The sequence below is a fragment of the Bacillus sp. FJAT-53060 genome (assembly GCF_037104745.1).
Lineage (GTDB): Bacteria > Bacillota > Bacilli > Bacillales > Bacillaceae > Bacillus > Bacillus stratosphericus_B.
This window is the reverse complement of the sequence record NZ_JBAWSW010000006.1, coordinates 78,727-96,025: the sequence shown is the minus strand read 5'-3', so window position 1 is coordinate 96,025 and position 17,299 is coordinate 78,727. Positions and strand designations below refer to the sequence as shown.

Sequence of the window (17,299 nt, the reverse complement as noted above, 5' to 3'; positions counted from 1 at the left end):
AATGCAGGCGATGCTTACTTTCGCTGCCATGAATCTCAAAAAGCTAGCAAACTGGACATGGAAAGGACCATGTCCAGCGTAAGACAACTGATAAATTTTATCAAAATAAGTGAAAACCCCACTTTTACTTGAAGTAAAGGTGGGGTTTGTCTACGGTCTGAAACCTTACACATGAATGTGTAAGGTTAGGCTGTCGAGAAAATCGACAGCCTAAAGGCCTCAACATGAGGCCACTTGATTACTTCTTTCTACTGACAAAAAGCTCATCTACTGTGGTATTCAAGACAGAGGCAATGTCAAAGGCTAATTGTAAAGTAGGGTTGTATTTATCATTTTCAATGGCATTTATGGTTTGTCTTGAGACCTTACAACGTTTAGCAAGTTCTTCTTGGGATAATTTCATGGATTTTCTTAGCTCTCTAATATGATTTTGCATTAAATCACCATATTTTTTTCTGTAAATGAGTAATGGAACACATATCATTTGAATCATTAAGAAAATGGATTCTGCGACTTCTAATACAAGCATACCGATCACCACCATAAATGCATAGGATTGAGCTTTTGAGTAGTAAATTTTTTTCTTTTTGAATCATTGGTGGGATTAAAATGAACAATCTAATCACTAATAATATCACTGAATACACAACTTTTACATCATCCAATTTTTAGTCCCCTCCCAGCCAATATGTCAAATATTTTTTACATTTTGTCCTTTCGATAAAATTATCATAATAAAACAATCATCTGCCCTCGCATGTGCTCTTTCTTTCCTTTTCTCTTCTATTTCTTTATTTAATTGTTTTTTCCGTTCTGCCTTTTTTAGTTCTTTTCACCCATTTCCACCTGTACAGGTGCAAGTTCACTATGCAGCATTTCCTTCTTTTTCATATGATATCAAGAGTTTTCCTCAAAAGGTGACTTCTTTCTTCAAGATATGAGGAGAACTGCACATTTAATAATAGTTTGATTATTTTAAAAATTATTACAATTGACCCTTTCCGATCAAATGTTTGTTTTATACAATAACATTACGCAGCCTGAATCTACTTTGAAAACAAAATAAGGAGGGCTTTCTTATGAAAGGTGAAATTCGCTTAATTCCGTATGAAGTAAAAGCCAATGTGATGGAAGCGAAAGAGACGCCGGAAAGTATTCAGGAGATTAAAGCACCCGAACTTTGGTCAAGTGGCTTCAAAGGAAAAGGCATAACCATTGCTGTCCTTGATACAGGTTGCGATACGGAGCATCCCGATTTAAAAGATCAGATTATCGGAGGCAAGAACTTTACCGATGATGACGATGGAGATGCTGAAAATGTGAAAGACTACAATGGGCATGGTACCCATGTAGCAGGCACGATTGCAGCAACGGATCAAAATGGCGGCATTTTAGGTGTTGCTCCTGAAGCCAAACTACTGATCGTAAAAGTCCTCGGAGGGAAAAATGGCAGCGGGAAATACGAATGGATTATCAATGGCATCAACTATGCGGCTGAGCAGAAGGTTGATATTATTTCCATGTCTCTCGGAGGTCCAAGCAATGAGCCAGCCCTCGAGGAAGCCATTCAACATGCGGTAAACAGCGGTGTGCTTGTTGTCTGTGCAGCAGGAAATGAAGGTGACGGGGACGAGCGTACTGAAGAGTTCTCCTACCCAGCTGCATACAATGAGGTCATTGCCGTCGGCTCTGTCTCCCTTGCAAGAGAATCCTCTAAATTTTCCAATGCGAATAAAGAAATCGACCTCGTCGCTCCAGGAGAAGACATTTTATCCACTCTCCCTAACCATAAATACGGAAGACTGACAGGTACTTCAATGGCTGCCCCTCACGTGAGCGGTGCATTAGCCATAATTAAAAATGCGGAGGAAGAAGCGTTCCAGCGTAAGCTGACAGAACCTGAGGTATATGCTCAGCTCGTGCGGAGAACCCTCCCGCTGAAACAATCGAAACCCCTTGTAGGAAACGGATTTTTATATTTAACTGCGCCTGATGTACTGCTTGAAAAAACGTTGGAATCCGATCTTTTATCTATAGATTAAGTATAGGTCCTGAGAAAAGATAGAATTTTCTCAGGATTTTTTTAATTAAAATTATTCAAAATTTACTTTGACGAAATGAAGTGAACGTTATATAATCGAACACAATAAATTCATAGTTTGAGAGTCGGTAATTCGATGACACGTCGAATTTTAATTGGGAAGACCGGTGAAAATCCGGCGCGGTCCCGCCACTGTAAGTGAGGAGAGCTTTTCTTTTTTGATCCACTATCATTAGGATGGGAAGGATGAAAAGCTTGCAGATTCACCAGCCAGGATACCAGCCGCTCTATCACATCAAACCCCCTACGGTTGATAGGAGATGTCGGAAAAGCATCAGTTCTACTCTCGCTTGATTTCGCACACACATTTTGTCTTTTTAAACCAGACATTTTCCCTCATCAATCTTGATCATGAGTGTGAATGTCTTTTTATATTTAGAGGAGGAATTGGAATTGACAATTGTTAAAACAAGTAACCTAGGTTTTCCGCGAATTGGTTTAAACAGAGAATGGAAAAAAGCACTTGAATCTTATTGGAAAGGTCAAACTGACCGAGAAACCCTATTAAGCACTCTCGATGAACAATTTTTAGCCGCTATTAAAACTCAAATTGATCAACAAATTGACGTTGTTCCTTCTGGAGACTTCACCTTCTATGATCACGTGCTGGATACTGCTGTCATGTTCAATTGGATTCCAGAGCGCTTCCGCAACTTGAAAGACCCGCTAGATACATACTTTGCGATGGCAAGAGGGACAAAAGATGCTGTCTCAAGTGAAATGACAAAATGGTTTAATACAAACTATCACTACATCGTTCCAGAATACGAAAATAGCACGGAATTCAAACTCACACACAACAAACCGCTTGAAGCTTATGAAAAGGTGAAAAAGGCGTTTGGTGTTGAAACAAAACCTGTCGTTCTTGGCCTTTATACATTTGTTTCTCTTTCTAAAGGCTATGAAGCCAATGAAGTGAAAGAGATTCAGCAGCGTCTAGTGCCGTTTTATATTCAGTTGTTAAAAGAGCTTGAAGAAGCCGGTGTGAAATGGGTTCAAATTGATGAGCCTGCTTTAGTCACAGCTTCAAGTGAAGACGTGAAAGCAGTAAAAGAGATCTATCAAACGATTAAAGAAGCTGTACCTGCCTTAAACGTTCTCCTTCAAACATACTTCGACTCAGTAGATGCCTATGAAGAGCTTGTCACGTATCCAGTTGAAGCCATCGGTCTTGATTTTGTCCATGATCAAGGACGCAACCTTGAACAAGTGAAAAAGCATGGTTTCCCGAAAAATAAAATTTTAGCAGCAGGCATCATTGACGGCAGAAATATTTGGAGATCAGATTTAGGTGAAAGATTATCGTTTATTTCTGAAGTGATTGCTGACGTTCAGCCGAAAGAAGTATGGCTACAGCCTTCAAGCAGCCTTCTTCACGTACCAGTTGCAAAACATCCAAGCGAACAGCTTGAAGAAAAACTATTAAACGGACTTTCTTATGCCACTGAAAAACTGGCTGAATTAACGCTATTAAAAGAAGGCTTATCAAAAGGATCTGCTGCCATTGATGTAGACATCACTGAAGCAGCAGAAGCACTTCTAACTTTAAAAGAATTTGCGAAAGGAACGAATGCGGATTTAACAGCAGAACGCAACAGCCTTTCTTCAAAAGATTTTAAACGTCCAGTTGCCTTTGAAGAGCGCCTTCGGATTCAAAACGAATCTCTTGAACTGCCGCTTCTTCCAACAACAACAATTGGAAGCTTCCCGCAGTCAGCCGAGGTGCGCAGTGCTCGTCAAAAATGGCGCAAAAATGAGTGGACCGATGCAGAATATGATGAATTTATTAAGAAAGAAACAAAAAGATGGATTGATATCCAAGAAGAGATTGGCCTAGATGTTCTGGTTCATGGAGAATTTGAACGTACAGACATGGTTGAATACTTCGGTGAAAAGCTAGCTGGCTTTGCCTTTACGAAATTTGCTTGGGTACAATCCTATGGATCACGCTGCGTGAAACCGCCAATCATTTATGGAGATGTAGAATTTACAGAGCCAATGACAGTGAAAGAGACGGTTTACGCTCAAAGCTTAACAGAGAAAAAGGTCAAAGGAATGCTGACAGGACCTGTTACGATCTTAAACTGGTCTTTCCCAAGAACAGATATCTCCCGGAAAGACATTGCCTTCCAGATCGCTTTCGCTTTGCGTAAAGAGGTAGAAGCATTAGAGGAAGTAGGTATTCAAGTCATTCAAGTGGATGAGCCTGCATTAAGAGAAGGTCTTCCTTTAAAAGAAAGTGATTGGGCAGAATATTTAAACTGGGCAGCAGAGTCATTCCGTTTATCGACATCGTCTGTTCAAAATGAAACGCAAATTCATACACATATGTGCTACAGTAACTTCGAGGATATTGTTGATACGATTGAAGACCTTGATGCCGATGTCATCACCATTGAACACTCACGCAGTCATGGCGGATTCCTTGATTATTTAGAAAAACATCCGTACTTGAAAGGACTTGGACTTGGGGTATATGACATCCATAGCCCACGCGTACCATCTGTTGAGGAAATGAGTAAAATCATTGATGATGCGCTGAACGTTTGTCCGACAGACCGCTTCTGGGTCAATCCTGACTGTGGTCTAAAAACAAGACAAGAGCCTGAAACCATTGCAGCTTTGAAAAACATGGTAACAGCCGCTGAAGTGGCTCGTAAAAAGCTGGAGCAGCATGCATAATTGAATGTCTCTCCCCTGCTGAATATAGCAGGGGGTTTTTATATCCGTATATTGTCCTGTTCGATCACCTGCTAGGGTGATTTCTTTTCTAGTATGATTCGTTTATACTAGAGAAGTCAGTCGAACACAGGGAGGAAGACAATGAATCACGAAGCTTTTTTACAACGTGCAATTGATCTTGCAGTAGAAGGAGTCAATAGTGGTACTGGCGGTCCTTTTGGAGCAGTCATTGTCAAAGGTGGGCAGATCATTGCAGAGGGAAGTAACAATGTCACAGCGAGCAACGATCCAACCGCACATGCAGAAGTCACAGCCATTCGAAAGGCGTGCCAGGCTCTACATACATATCAATTAGAAGATTGTATTTTATATTCAAGCTGTGAGCCTTGTCCGATGTGCCTTGGCGCTATCTATTGGGCAAGGCCAAAAGCGGTGTATTTTGCAGCTGGACATGAGGATGCAGCGACTTCTGGTTTTGATGACTCATTTATTTATGAAGAAATCAACAAAGAATACGAATCAAGAAACATTCCATTTTTCAAGCTAACCCTTCAAAAAACCTTTGCGCCATTTGAAGCGTGGGAAGCATACGACAAAAAGAAAGAATATTAACATAAGACACATGCTTTACAGCAGGTGTCACAGATTGTTGACAAAGGGCTAAAGTGATCTTTATTTTAGCCCTTTGTCCTCTTTTGATAATATATTTCTGACATTTTAAAATGATCTTCAGCACGTTCAATATCGTCTTACACAAAAGAAAGCTTGTGCTCCGCCTTTTCATATGACGATATGGCAGCAATGTATTGCCTCCGGCCGAATTCATACATGCCTCTGAAGAAATGATAGTAGGATTCAAGCATGCCGTGACATGGGTTTGATGCTCATCTATTTCTTTCGAAAGATCGGAAAAGTTGGCGCGAAGCATTCCTTCCTTTAATGGCTTTAAAAATGGAAGGAAAAAGAGAGCCCATTGTGACAAGACTCTCTTTTAGATTCGTTATTTTCTTATTTGGCCTTGACCGCAAATCACAAATTTTTCAGAGGTTAAGGCTGGCAGACCCATAGGCCCTCTTGCGTGCAGTTTTTGTGTACTAATGCCTATTTCGGCTCCATAGCCAAATTCAAACCCATCTGTAAATCGAGTCGACGCATTATGATAAACAGCGGCAGCGTCGACGGCTGTTAAGAAAAATGCCGCATGCTGATCATTTTCCGTAATGATTGCTTCAGAGTGCTTGGAGCTATATGTTTGAATATGTTGAATGGCTTTTTCTATGTTCTGAACTATTTTGATACTGACAATTGGTGCTAAAAATTCCGTTTCAAAGTCATCTGTTGTCGCTAAAGTTGCGCTAGGAGCAAGCTGGCATACAGCTTCATCTCCTCGTATCTCTACACCACTTGACTGAAGTGCTTCAAATAACGAAGCACCATGTGTTTTTGCCCATGTTTCATGAATGACAATGCTCTCAATGGCATTACAAACAGATGGTCTTTGGGTTTTGGCATTTAGGACAATTTGCTCAGTCATGTCTTTCTTGGCCGTTTCATCAATGTAGATATGACAATTCCCTGCACCTGTCTCAAGCACTGGAACGGTGGACTCTCTGACAACGAGATCGATTAAATTTTTCCCTCCACGCGGAATGAGGACATCCAGGTAATCGTTTAAGGTGAACAGCGTTTTAGCCGTTTCTCTACCTGTATATTCAATCAACTGCACACTGTCTACTGGAATATTCGTTTCATGAAGCGCTTCATGAATCACCTTCACAATTGCTTTATTACTATGGATAGCCGATGAGCTTCCTCTTAGAATGACAGCATTTCCAGTTTTCAAACAAAGTGTAGCAGCATCCACTGTCACGTTCGGTCTTGCTTCATAAATCATCCCAACCGTCCCGAGAGGCACACGTATCTTTTCAATCAAAAGACCGTTTTCTTTTTGAATGGTTTCTAACGTTTCACCAATTGGGTCTTTTAACTGAATCAGTTGAAGCGTAGCGTCTGCGATCGCTTCAATCCTCTCTTCTGTCAATGTAATCCGGTCTAAGACAGATGGAGTGAACTGCTTTTCTACGGCCGAGTGGACATCCTTTTGGTTCTCCTCAATTAAAAAAGCTGAAGATGCTTTTAGTGCTTTTGCAATTGCGTGTAATGCTTCATTCTTTTGTTCAGTCGTTTTTAATAGCAGCTGATCTTTGGCTACGCTTGCCTTTTTCGCTTTTTCAAGAACTTCATTCATCGTATCCCCTCCTCAGTTTTGTACATGCTGTACCCAATCATCTCGGTGAATGACCTCAGGCTTCTCATTAGAAAGCTCATCACTTCTCATCCCTTTAATGCCCAAAAGCTCATCTGATGCGTACAATGTTTGTCCTTTACCAAGTATTCCATTTGGACCAACGACTTCGACAACCTCTCCTTTCAAAAAATGACCAGAGACATCCATGACACCAGCAGGAAGAAGGCTTCTTCCGTTATGCGAAATCGCCGCTTCTGCTCCCGCATCAATGATGATCTTACCAGAGACAGGTGAGTGAAATTGAATCCATTGCCGACGGTTGTTGACCGCTGATAAGTCTTGTGCACCAATATAAGTTCCGTCACCTTGACCAGCGAGAATGTGAAGTAACTTGTCTTCTCCTGTACCTGTGCCAATGAAGACTTTGACGCCAAGTGAAAGTGCGGTTTGTGCAGCAGAAAGCTTTGATTTCATCCCGCCTGTCCCCACCTTCGAGCCAGTGCTTTTCGCATATGAGAACAATTCATCTGAAATGTGTGTCAGCAAGTCAAATCGTTTCGCCTCAGGATGCTCATGTGGGTTTGCATCATAAATCCCATTGATATCCGTTAAAATGATCAATTGATCTGCATGGATTAATCCACTAACAAGAGCTGATAGCATGTCATTATCACCAAAGGTGAGTTCTTCAATCGACACTGAATCATTTTCATTAATGATCGGTAACATTTTCCTTTCTAGCAGTTCCATCATCGTTGCATATGCATTTCGATATCTTGTACGATCTGAAAAGTCATTACGTGTTAAAAGCATTTGTGCAGGCGTCATATGAAACTGTGAAAATAGTTCTGTATATTTCTGCATTAACAAGCTCTGACCAACGGCAGCAGCAGCCTGTTTTCCTTTTAAAGTCACAGGCCTTGATGGATATCCTAAGCTGCCAAATCCAGCCGCAACAGCTCCTGACGAAATTAAAATGATTTCATGTCCTGCCTCTTTGAGCTTTGCAATGGCTCTCACATGATCCCACATTTTTTGTTCATCAATGGCTCCTTTTTGTTCTGTTAATGAACTGCTGCCAATTTTTATGACGATCCTTTGCTTTTTCATCATTGATTCCCTCCGCTTTACCTCTCACCACAAAAAAATCCCTTTTCTTCCTTATGTAAAGGACGAAAAGGGATTTTCCGTGGTACCACCTTCATTGAATAAGCATATATGGCTTATTCCACTCAACTCCTATAACGCCAGGCATGCGCTTAGATTTTGCCTCTAAGGCTCAAAGGGTAGGTTCAGCAGCTGTCTGCGACAAATGTTTCAGCACTTCATTTGCTCTCTTTACACAGCAGTTCCTGCTTACTATTCCTTTTCAACGCTCATTCATTTTTTTATATTATCACCAATGGCTTCAGAAAAGTCAAGAGATCAATTAAACACGATCGTTTTATTCTCATGAACAATAATTCGATCTTCTAAATGCCATTTAACGGCACGTGCAAGCACACTTCGCTCAATCGTACGGCCAATATTCTTTAAAGCCTCTGCATCATCTCGGTGGTCTACTCGTTCAATATCCTGTTCAATGATCGGCCCTTCATCTAAATCATTTGTTACGTAGTGAGAGGTAGCGCCGATTAATTTGACCCCTCTTTCATATGCCCGCTTGTATGGGTTCGCACCGATAAACGCTGGGAGGAAGGAATGATGAATATTAATGATTTTATTCGGATGCTGTTCTATAAATCCAGGTGTTAAAATTTGCATGTATCTAGCAAGCACAATCGCATCAATATCATACTCATCTAATAATGCGAGCTGCTTTTTTTCTGCTTCTTTGCGAATGTCTTTGTTCGCCTTCACAAAATGGAATGGGATTCCCAGTGCTTCTACTGTATCTTTTGCCGTTTCATGGTTGCTGATGACAACCGCGATTTCCGCCATGACATTACCGCTTTGCCATTCCCATAGAAGCTCATGTAAACAATGAAGTTCTTTTGACACGAAGATCGCCAACTTTTTAAGTTCACTTGCACGTGACATGCTCCATGTCATTTGAAATGATTCAGCAATCGGCTCAAAACTGTTTTTCAACTGATCAATGTTGGCCGAGATGTCTTTCCAGTCAAATTCGATTCTTAAAAAGAAACGCCCACTTTCATGATCTGTTGTGTATTGACTGGATTCAATGATGTTTGCTCCGTGCTCAAATAAAAAGGTAGAAACAGCTGAAACAATTCCAGGCTGATCCGGGCAGCTAACAAGTAATCTTCCTTTTTGCTGATGCTTTTGTCTGTGTAATTCAAGTTTCTCTGTAATCAATGTTCTCATGTATGATAACCTCTTTTACGTTTTCATCTAATGAAATATTATACTGGACTGGAATGAGAAAAAGCAATTGAGAGTCACGTTTTTATTGAATTTCAACTCTGCATCCAACATGTGTTAATGTGAATAGACCTTATATCAAAAAAGGAGTGATGGAGATGAAACGCATGACTTTGTTTGGAATGAACTTTTGGCTTGGATCGTATGCCTGATCACGGGCATTTATCTGTTTATAACTGGAGAAAGGCTCATTCCTTTGCTCACGTTTGGTGTATTTCTGCTTGTGAGTCAGCTTACCGCAAAAATGAAAACGATTCCAATCATCATTCGATGTAACAAAAGGCTGGCACCTATCTGCCAGCCTTTTCTTATTCAATGATTTTCAACCCCACTGCCGCAGATAAAATCAGTGCGATGAAGAAGATACGTTTTGCATCTTTCGACTCACCGTAAAACAGCATACCGACCACGGCACCTCCAGCAGCTCCGATTCCAGTCCAAATGGCGTACGCCGTTCCCATCGGAATCGTATTCATCGCAAGAGACAGCATCAGAAAGGAAAGTGAAAATCCAGCCACAATGAATATAATCCATTTGACATGTCGGTCTTTCTGGAATTGATTCATGATCGTCACACAAAGCATTTCTAAGATGCCCGCTCCACTGAGTAAAAGCCAGCTCATGATTCAGCCTCTCCCTTCTTTTCACCTGTTGTGAGCTTCAGTCCTAATACACCGCACAAAAGCATCACAATCAGAAGCAGTTTGACAAGTTGCACCGGCTCACCAAGCACCATGCCTAAAAGGACGGTACCTGCTGTTCCAAGCCCGGTAAAAACGGCATAAAGTGTGCCAACTGGAAGTACACTTGTTGCTTTCATGAGTAAATAAAAACTCACAATAATACAAACGACGGTTGCGCCCCATTCTATGAGAGAGTGAGCATATTTCAGCCCCATCACCCAACCGACTTCAAAAATGGCCGCAATGAAGACATTTCCCCATTTCATCTGAATTTCTCCTTTCTGAACGATTCCAACCAACAAAAAAGCCCGGAAATCGATCGTTTGATCAAATCTCCCGGGCTTTTATCCCTCCGTGTCCATATGGTCTATCTTTTAGACCATATGTGTTTTCTCTCGGTCCAGACTGCATCAACGCACGGAACCCTAGAAAACCAATTCATGATAAGTAGACCTGCTATAGAGCTTATTCTGTATGGAAATTGTATCACACCTCGGTCTGCCGGTCTGCCGCTTTACCTTCCCTTTCAAATATACTTGTTCATTTTTCAAAAGAAAGTGATTTGAACCGCAGTATACTAAATGGTAGCAAGAGATCAAGATGAAACTGCGCAGCCTGAAACCATTACCTGATGCATTCCTATCAAAAACCGCGACTGAGGTACTCTGTTTTGAGCACTGTTCGAGTCTGTTGATTCAACTTTTCATCCCCCTCTTACTCGTTGCGAAAGATATCGCCGAACAATCCATTTGAATCTGGGGCGAAGTAATGGAAGCCTGCACCGGTTAGTCCTGCTGCTAGTGCCGTCCACATCATTAAACTGACCGTCATCCACACGGCCACTTTTTTTCTTTTTCTACTGAAGCTCATACACATGAAGGCCGCTAAATGGCTGCCGATGATAAAAGGACCGACGAGCGCAAGACCTGGAAGACCATATCGTTCCCAAATCCTTCTGGCTCTTAGCTGTTTTTTCTCCCCTTTTTCATCACTTGTTTTTTCTTTTCTCTTCATTCTCCATTCTTTGAACCGGTCAACAAACACAATAAGAAGCAAGACTGTAAAAAAGTTGCCAATGAACCCAATGATTGCTGCTGTAACAGGATGCAGTCCACTTAGGATCGCCAGTGGAACGACACCGATCACTTCAAAAAATGGCAAAGCTGCCAGTACAAAAACGAGTACATACCCCCATAAGATATCCAAATCCAAAACCCCTTTTCATTTTTGGCCTCTTCCCATTGTAAAGAAAAACATGATCCCATTTCTACATTTTTTAGAAAAAAGAAAAGCACATCGTATAGGATGTCCTCTGTTTACATGGTATTTTCATTTTTCTTGTTTGTCCGGCGTAAGACAAATAGCGTGAGCAATATTAAGATGACAATTGATAGTAGACTTAGTAGGAAAAGCACACTTGGGGACGTCCAGCCAATCCATTCGAATATGAGCTGTGGTCCGAAAAAAATAATCGGAATCAGCGATACAACATTCGCCTTTAAGATCGCATTAAATACGACAATACAAATCAATAAGAGAAGGATGACTTCCCATCTTTGGCTTGAGGTAAGCACAATGAATGGCGTGCCGAGCTTTTGGTCCAATAGCTTGACTGTGATCATAGCGGTCAGCTGAAAGATTCCTAAGATCCAAAAATAGTAAAAAGCCCTACTGCTTGTCTGAAAGGCAGACGCTCTAAACATCACAACTGTCACGATGACATTAGCCACTAAAATCAGTGGGTAACCAATCAGTGCATACCAAGAATACGATAAACTTTGACTGATCGCATCTGATAAAATCATGTAAAAAAAAGACCCAATTAAAAAGACACTGACAAATGGAACCCAGTCTTTATGATTTCTTGAAAGCTCTTTTGCCAGTTCATCAGCAAGTGCTCGCGGATCTCCGCCAAACACATCCTCACCTGTTTTGCCATCTTTTTCAGCTGCCACCGCGTGTGTCGTCAATTCATCCATGAGCTCGTCAATTTCGTTTTCATTTTTCCCCTTTGATATGAGATAGAGTCTCAGCTCTAGTAAGATGTGTTTTGTTTCTTTTGATACCATATTCTCACTTCCCTTTTTGTAATAGGCGTTCTACATTTTCTGATAGCTCATTCCACGTTCAATAAAATCTATTAGCACTTGTTCTCCCCTTTGAGTGAACGTATAGTATTTCCTTTTCGGCCCACTTGCCGGCTTTCGTTACCGGATCACTAGCTGTTCTTATTGTTGGTGTCGTGTCACAAAAAAATCACCGCTTGAAGGGTGATTTTTACGCCCAAGGTTTATGCGTCCAAAGTGCGTCCGCCAATGCTTTACTATGCTTCCGGCGACTTTTTCTTTCCTCTGACCGCTGCTTCGCTGTTTGATGCAGCATGATTTCTTCCTCTGTTTCCGGCATGACTTGCGGGACTCGTTTTGGCTTTCCGTTTTCATCTAACGAGACAAATGTAAGAAATGAGGTCGCTGCGAGTCTGCGCTCTCCAGACATCAAGTTTTCTTTAATGACTTTGACGAACACTTCCATAGAAGACGTGCCGACCCATGTGACATAGGACTCTAAGCAAACCGACTCCTTTTGTCCAATCGGCTCTAAAAAATCAACTGAATCCATCGATGCCGTGACGGTTTCACTTCGGCTGTGTCTTGCTGCCGAGATGGATGCAATATCATCTATATAACTCATTAATTTCCCGCCAAATAAGGTTTGGTGGTTATTCGTATCTAGAGGAAATACCCTGCTTGTTTTAACAACTTTCGATTCTTTGCAATACTTGAAATTTTCTTCACTCATCATGATAGCTCCTTCTTGCTGTTTTCGTTGATGCGGAACGACTTTTATTAAACACTATTCTTTTAGGTTTGTCTAAACTTTTTGCTTTACTCTTACATGAGAGATTTTCTTTCGGGAATGTTTCAACAGTTACTAGAAGGAGGAATTATATAACTATCGATAAACAAGGATTCTATGAAATCAGAGAAAGTGTACAAAACGCCGTACCGTATGAGTGAATATGATGATTTACCAGAGGTTTTCTTGTGCAGTCCTATTTATATGGAAATAAAACAGATCATCAATGAAACCCAAAAGCATTTTGCTAGAGAAAATATTTCTCAAAGCAGTTGCCCAGCATAAGCAATTGATTCAAACGCTAAAAGACCATCATGTACGGCCTATCCTGCTCCCTGCAAATGACCGCTCCCGGGTACACAGTCATTGAAGTGGATTTTTCAGAAATCATTAAATCTGGTGGCTTTTTTGTGGCTTGTCCTATATCATGTGTTCGACATTATTTCGTATCGTATAAATGACAGGCGACTTCATGTCCTTCTTCCGCTACTTGTAATGTTGGTTTTCTTTCCGCACACACGTCCATGGCCGCAGGACATCTTGTCCGAAATACACAGCCGCTTGGCGGGTTCACTGGACTTGGAATTTCTCCTTTTAAAATGAATCTTTTACGCTTGTCTTCTACATCTGGATCTGGAATGGGGATAGCGGATAGCAATGCTTGTGTATAAGGATGAAGCGGCGTCTTATTTAAAACATCACTGCTGGTCATTTCTACGAGATGACCTAAATACATCACACCGATTCGATCGCTAATATATTTGATCATTGACAAATCATGCGCAATGAATAGAAACGTCAACCCTTGCTCTTCTTGCAACTTTTTCAGCAAATTAACGACTTGCGCTTGAACTGATACATCAAGTGCAGAAATCGGCTCATCTGCCACAACAAACTTTGGCGCTAAGGCAAGTGCTCTTGCAATGCCTATTCTCTGCCTCTGTCCTCCACTAAATTCGTGGGGATAGCGGGTGGCGAAGTCATAGCTAAGCCCTACCGCTTCAAGCAGTTCCTTCACGCGGGTGATCCTTTTCTTTTGACTGCCATAGAGGTCATGGATTTCCATCGGCTCCAGCATAATATCTTTTACAGATAGCCTCGGATTTAAGGATGAATACGGGTCTTGAAACACCATTTGAATTTGTCTATTGAAATCAAATGATTCTCTTTTAGACAGATGGTGAAGACTTTTCCCTTCATACAAGGCTTCACCATCTGTCGGATCATAAAGACGCATGAGCACTTTCCCAAGTGTGGATTTGCCGCAGCCAGACTCACCAACGAGCCCAAAGGTTTCTCCTTGCTTCAGCTGAAAAGAGACGCCGTCTAATGCTTTTAAGGTTCTTCCTTTGGATAGATGAAAATATTTTTTTAGGTTGTTGACTTGTAAAAGTGGTTCAATTCCCATCACATCTCCCCCTCTCGCTTGGCAAATACCGCCTTGCACCTGCCCATTCTCTTTCATATGAAGTGCCAGAAAGGGATAGAAGCTCAATTTGTCTGCCGGTTTTCGGCGAATGGAGCATCAAGCCGTCCCCAGCATAAATCCCTACATGGCGCACAGCTCCCTTTCCATTTTCATTTGCAAAAAACATCAGATCACCAGGTTCTAAATGACTTGTGGAGACCGGGGTTCCTTGAACCGCTTGATCACTTGCATCTCTTGGCAAAAGATATCCGCACGCTTTGTACATGCTGTAAGCAAAGCCTGAGCAGTCGTAGCCAAAGCTGCTCATGCCCCCCCATAAATACGAAAGTCCAATAAATTGTTTTCCCATGTCTAAGACATCCCTGCCGCTCCTAGAGGAAGGCGATGAAACCAGGCGCACATCCTCTTTTTTGATTTCTCTTCTTCCTACCGGGGTAAGAACATGAAAATGATCACGGGTTTCTTCGACAGGTGCCAGCTCTGTTAAAAAACTAACCTCCATATCCATTTTCCCTTTTTGATATAGCACGGCTTTTTTCTGACAAACGATATAGGTTCTAGCTGATGCCTTTCCCTCTGTTACTTGCTTTAACTGCTCTACAGGGATATAGCCTGGATAGCCTTGTGGATGTTTCCTGCTTACCTGCTGTGGTATCACCACTTTCATCCACCCGTCTGTCTCCTCTAACACAATGACTCGTTCACCGAGTAGCACTTGCGATTGAATCAAATTTTCTTTACATAAAGCCAATTTCTCTTCATACGTTTGCTGTTCAATCCACTCTTTGATCGGGACGGAATTGCGAAGAATCTTTCGATCGATTTCTCTCGGCGACTGCGGCGCTGTCCATACATTTGCGACTGGAACCTTTGATTCATATATGATCATAAGACTCCTTTCACTCCTTGAATGCCTAACCCATGATGTGGCGGAAAAAAAATATCTTTTCCTTGATACACAATTCCTCCCTCTATTAAATCCTCTTTTAGCATGAGCGGGGCATCAAAGTCGAAGCGAGTGATATTCGGCTGGCTTGCGGCCAGATGAGCGGCTGCTGTAATGCCGAGTTTTGTCTCAATCATACTGCCAATCATGCACTTTACTCCGTATGCTTCTGCTAATCCATTGATTTTCAGTGCTTCCTTTATACCGCCTGATTTCATTAATTTTATGTTGATCAGATCACAGCTTCTCGTTTCAAGCACCTTGATGGCATCATGGAACCGGAAAATGCTTTCATCTGCCATGATCAATGTGTCTGTTGCTTCCGTCACCCTGCGCAGGCCTTCAATGTCTTCTTTATGCACCGGCTGTTCGACTAACTCAATATTCAGTGCCTCCATTTTTCGAATGGCCACGATCGCTTCCTTCCACGTCCAGCCCTGGTTGGCGTCAAGCCTGATTTGTATATCCGGCCCGACCTTTTCTCGAATCCGTTTAATGCGCTGAATATCGGTGTCTATGTCATCTTTCCCCACTTTTACCTTTAAGGTGTGAAAACCTTCAGCTACGTATTGCATCGCATCTTCTGCCATCTCTAGCGGCCGATTCACACTGACGGTATAATCCGTTTCAAGCTGATCGCGATAACCGCCAAGGTATTGATAAAGCGGAAGCCCTGACTGCTTCGCTAAGCCATCATAAATCGCCATATCAATCGCAGCCTTTGCGCTTGTGTTTCCAACAAGCACACGGTCCATTGCTAAAAAGATTTGTTCATACCCTGCCAAGGAAGACCCGAGCAAGATTGGCTTTATCACCTCACAGATGGCATAGTCTATGCTTTCGAGTGTTTCACCTGTAATCACCGATGTTGGCACTGCTTCTCCATAGCTTGTTTCCCCTTGGTCATATGTGATGATCACAACGAGAGATGCTGCGTCATATACCGTTCTTAAAGCCGTTTTGAACGGCTTTTTTAGCGGTACACTCGTTCTGCATGTATGAACATCCACGATTTTCATTTGATCGCCTCTTTCGCCGCAACTCCTGGAGAAATGTGCAGCTTTTTTCCTGTAGCATCTAATACAGCCTGCGTTCCTATTGGGATGGCGAAATTTGGAGTTGAATGGCCGATCCGAAAGCCACCAAGTGCAGGCTTCTGTTGAGGCACAATATAAGTCTCCCATAGCTGCTCCAGAGTCAGGGATTGCTCTTTCTTTTTCGGCTCACATTGATGAAAATCCCCAATAATGAATCCAGCCGCATCATCCAGTTTCCCAGCGGATTTAAGATGCTGCATCATTCGATCAATTTTATATGGTTCCTCGTCAATATCTTCAATGAACAAGAGCTTCCCCTTCGTATCGATCTCAAACGGTGTACCTAGTGTTGTCACGATGAGGGCAAGGTTCCCTCCTGTGATCTCGCCTGATGCTGTGCCGTGATAGAAGGTATGAAGAGGTGACAGATGGTGCGCATACGTAAAGGCCTTTGGTGTCAAAAGCTGCAAAAAGGTATCCTTCGTATACGGATGGACGTCATCATGCCCCACATCAGACGATAGCATTGGGCCATGAAAGGTGACTAGGCCCGTCTGCTGCTGGATGGCCGTATGTAAAAACGTAATATCACTATAGCCCCAAAAGATTTTTGGGTTCCGGCGAATCAAGTCATAATCAATGGCTTCTGCAATTCTTCCAGTCCCGTATCCCCCGCAAGCACAAATAACGGCCTTCACTTCTGGATTTTGGAACATGTGATGAATATCTTCCACTCGTTCATGATCATGTCCTGCTAAATAACCATATCGACAGTCGATATACTTTCCTTTTTTCACCTTCAGCCCAAGACTTTCTAAAAAGGCAATGCCTTTTGCTAATTTCAGCTCATCAGGCGGGCTTGCTGGTGCAATAATCCCCACCGTATCCCCTGTTCGAAGTGCGGCTGGCCGCTGGTTCATGCCATATCCCCT

General features: G+C 42.1%; 17 protein-coding genes, 2 riboswitches and 1 other annotated feature. Of the genes, 3 read left to right on the top strand and 14 right to left on the bottom strand.

From position 1 onward, the window contains the following. Nucleotides 1-238: 238 nt before the first annotated feature. Nucleotides 239-436: a helix-turn-helix transcriptional regulator gene (locus tag WAX46_RS04400; protein ID WP_336493416.1), complete on the bottom strand. Its 198-nt coding sequence runs from the start codon at nt 434-436 to the stop codon at nt 239-241. Nucleotides 437-1,079: 643 nt separating this feature from the next. Here WAX46_RS04400 and WAX46_RS04395 point away from each other — a divergent pair. The 3 genes from WAX46_RS04395 to WAX46_RS04385 all read left to right on the top strand — a co-directional run bounded on the left by WAX46_RS04395 (nt 1,080) and on the right by WAX46_RS04385 (nt 5,395). After that, nucleotides 1,080-2,042: a S8 family peptidase gene (locus tag WAX46_RS04395; RefSeq protein ID WP_336493414.1), complete on the top strand. Its 963-nt coding sequence runs from the start codon at nt 1,080-1,082 to the stop codon at nt 2,040-2,042. Nucleotides 2,043-2,149: 107 nt separating this feature from the next. Continuing rightward, a riboswitch (cobalamin riboswitch) is annotated at nt 2,150-2,342 on the top strand. A 152-nt stretch (nt 2,343-2,494) separates the two neighbouring features. Continuing rightward, a complete protein-coding gene (metE, locus tag WAX46_RS04390) occupies nt 2,495-4,783 on the top strand; it encodes a 5-methyltetrahydropteroyltriglutamate--homocysteine S-methyltransferase (RefSeq protein ID WP_226570192.1) in 2,289 nt (762 codons plus the stop codon). A gap of 141 nt (nt 4,784-4,924) precedes the next feature. After that, on the top strand, nt 4,925-5,395 hold the full coding sequence (locus WAX46_RS04385; protein WP_226570194.1) for a nucleoside deaminase: 471 nt from the start codon (nt 4,925-4,927) through the stop codon (nt 5,393-5,395). Between the two features lie 388 nt (nt 5,396-5,783). Here WAX46_RS04385 and WAX46_RS04380 read toward each other — a convergent pair whose 3' ends face one another. From WAX46_RS04380 to WAX46_RS04320, 13 genes are all read right to left on the bottom strand, one after another. Continuing rightward, the gene (locus tag WAX46_RS04380) at nt 5,784-7,031 is read right to left on the bottom strand and encodes a glutamate-5-semialdehyde dehydrogenase (protein ID WP_226569649.1); all 1,248 of its coding nucleotides are present in this window, start codon (nt 7,029-7,031) and stop codon (nt 5,784-5,786) included. 12 nt (nt 7,032-7,043) lie between these two features. After that, the gene (gene proB / locus WAX46_RS04375; RefSeq protein ID WP_226569651.1) at nt 7,044-8,141 is read right to left on the bottom strand and encodes a glutamate 5-kinase; all 1,098 of its coding nucleotides are present in this window, start codon (nt 8,139-8,141) and stop codon (nt 7,044-7,046) included. A 55-nt stretch (nt 8,142-8,196) separates the two neighbouring features. Next, nucleotides 8,197-8,413: a binding site (T-box leader), on the bottom strand. Between the two features lie 43 nt (nt 8,414-8,456). Continuing rightward, nucleotides 8,457-9,359: a formyltetrahydrofolate deformylase gene (gene purU / locus WAX46_RS04370; protein ID WP_226569653.1), complete on the bottom strand. Its 903-nt coding sequence runs from the start codon at nt 9,357-9,359 to the stop codon at nt 8,457-8,459. A 130-nt stretch (nt 9,360-9,489) separates the two neighbouring features. Then, the gene (locus WAX46_RS04365; protein WP_226569655.1) at nt 9,490-9,732 is read right to left on the bottom strand and encodes a hypothetical protein; all 243 of its coding nucleotides are present in this window, start codon (nt 9,730-9,732) and stop codon (nt 9,490-9,492) included. Further along, nucleotides 9,725-10,039, bottom strand: a complete 315-nt coding sequence (locus WAX46_RS04360; protein ID WP_226569658.1) for a DMT family transporter — start codon at nt 10,037-10,039, stop codon at nt 9,725-9,727. Before WAX46_RS04360 ends, WAX46_RS04365 begins: the two co-directional genes overlap by 8 nt. After that, nucleotides 10,036-10,365 carry a DMT family transporter gene (locus WAX46_RS04355; protein ID WP_117730043.1) on the bottom strand — a complete coding sequence of 110 codons (330 nt, stop codon included), beginning with the start codon at nt 10,363-10,365 and terminating at the stop codon, nt 10,036-10,038. Before WAX46_RS04355 ends, WAX46_RS04360 begins: the two co-directional genes overlap by 4 nt. A 65-nt stretch (nt 10,366-10,430) precedes the next feature. Then, nucleotides 10,431-10,539, bottom strand: a riboswitch (guanidine-I (ykkC/yxkD leader). 274 nt (nt 10,540-10,813) lie between these two features. Next, a complete protein-coding gene (locus WAX46_RS04350; RefSeq protein WP_226569660.1) occupies nt 10,814-11,305 on the bottom strand; it encodes a small multi-drug export protein in 492 nt (163 codons plus the stop codon). A gap of 110 nt (nt 11,306-11,415) precedes the next feature. Further along, a complete protein-coding gene (locus tag WAX46_RS04345; protein ID WP_226569663.1) occupies nt 11,416-12,168 on the bottom strand; it encodes an HAAS domain-containing protein in 753 nt (250 codons plus the stop codon). Between the two features lie 208 nt (nt 12,169-12,376). Next, on the bottom strand, nt 12,377-12,898 hold the full coding sequence (locus WAX46_RS04340; RefSeq protein ID WP_226569665.1) for an acyl-CoA thioesterase: 522 nt from the start codon (nt 12,896-12,898) through the stop codon (nt 12,377-12,379). A gap of 496 nt (nt 12,899-13,394) precedes the next feature. Further along, nucleotides 13,395-14,363, bottom strand: coding sequence for an ABC transporter ATP-binding protein (locus WAX46_RS04335; protein ID WP_226569667.1), 969 nt, complete (start codon nt 14,361-14,363; stop codon nt 13,395-13,397). Beyond that, nucleotides 14,353-15,270 carry a C40 family peptidase gene (locus WAX46_RS04330; RefSeq protein ID WP_336493415.1) on the bottom strand — a complete coding sequence of 306 codons (918 nt, stop codon included), beginning with the start codon at nt 15,268-15,270 and terminating at the stop codon, nt 14,353-14,355. Before WAX46_RS04330 ends, WAX46_RS04335 begins: the two co-directional genes overlap by 11 nt. After that, the gene (locus WAX46_RS04325) at nt 15,270-16,349 is read right to left on the bottom strand and encodes a dipeptide epimerase (protein WP_226569671.1); all 1,080 of its coding nucleotides are present in this window, start codon (nt 16,347-16,349) and stop codon (nt 15,270-15,272) included. Before WAX46_RS04325 ends, WAX46_RS04330 begins: the two co-directional genes overlap by 1 nt. After that, nucleotides 16,346-17,287 (bottom strand): S66 peptidase family protein, encoded by a 942-nt coding sequence (locus tag WAX46_RS04320; protein WP_226569674.1) that lies wholly within the window; start codon nt 17,285-17,287, stop codon nt 16,346-16,348. Before WAX46_RS04320 ends, WAX46_RS04325 begins: the two co-directional genes overlap by 4 nt. Between the last annotated feature and the right edge of the window lie 12 nt (nt 17,288-17,299).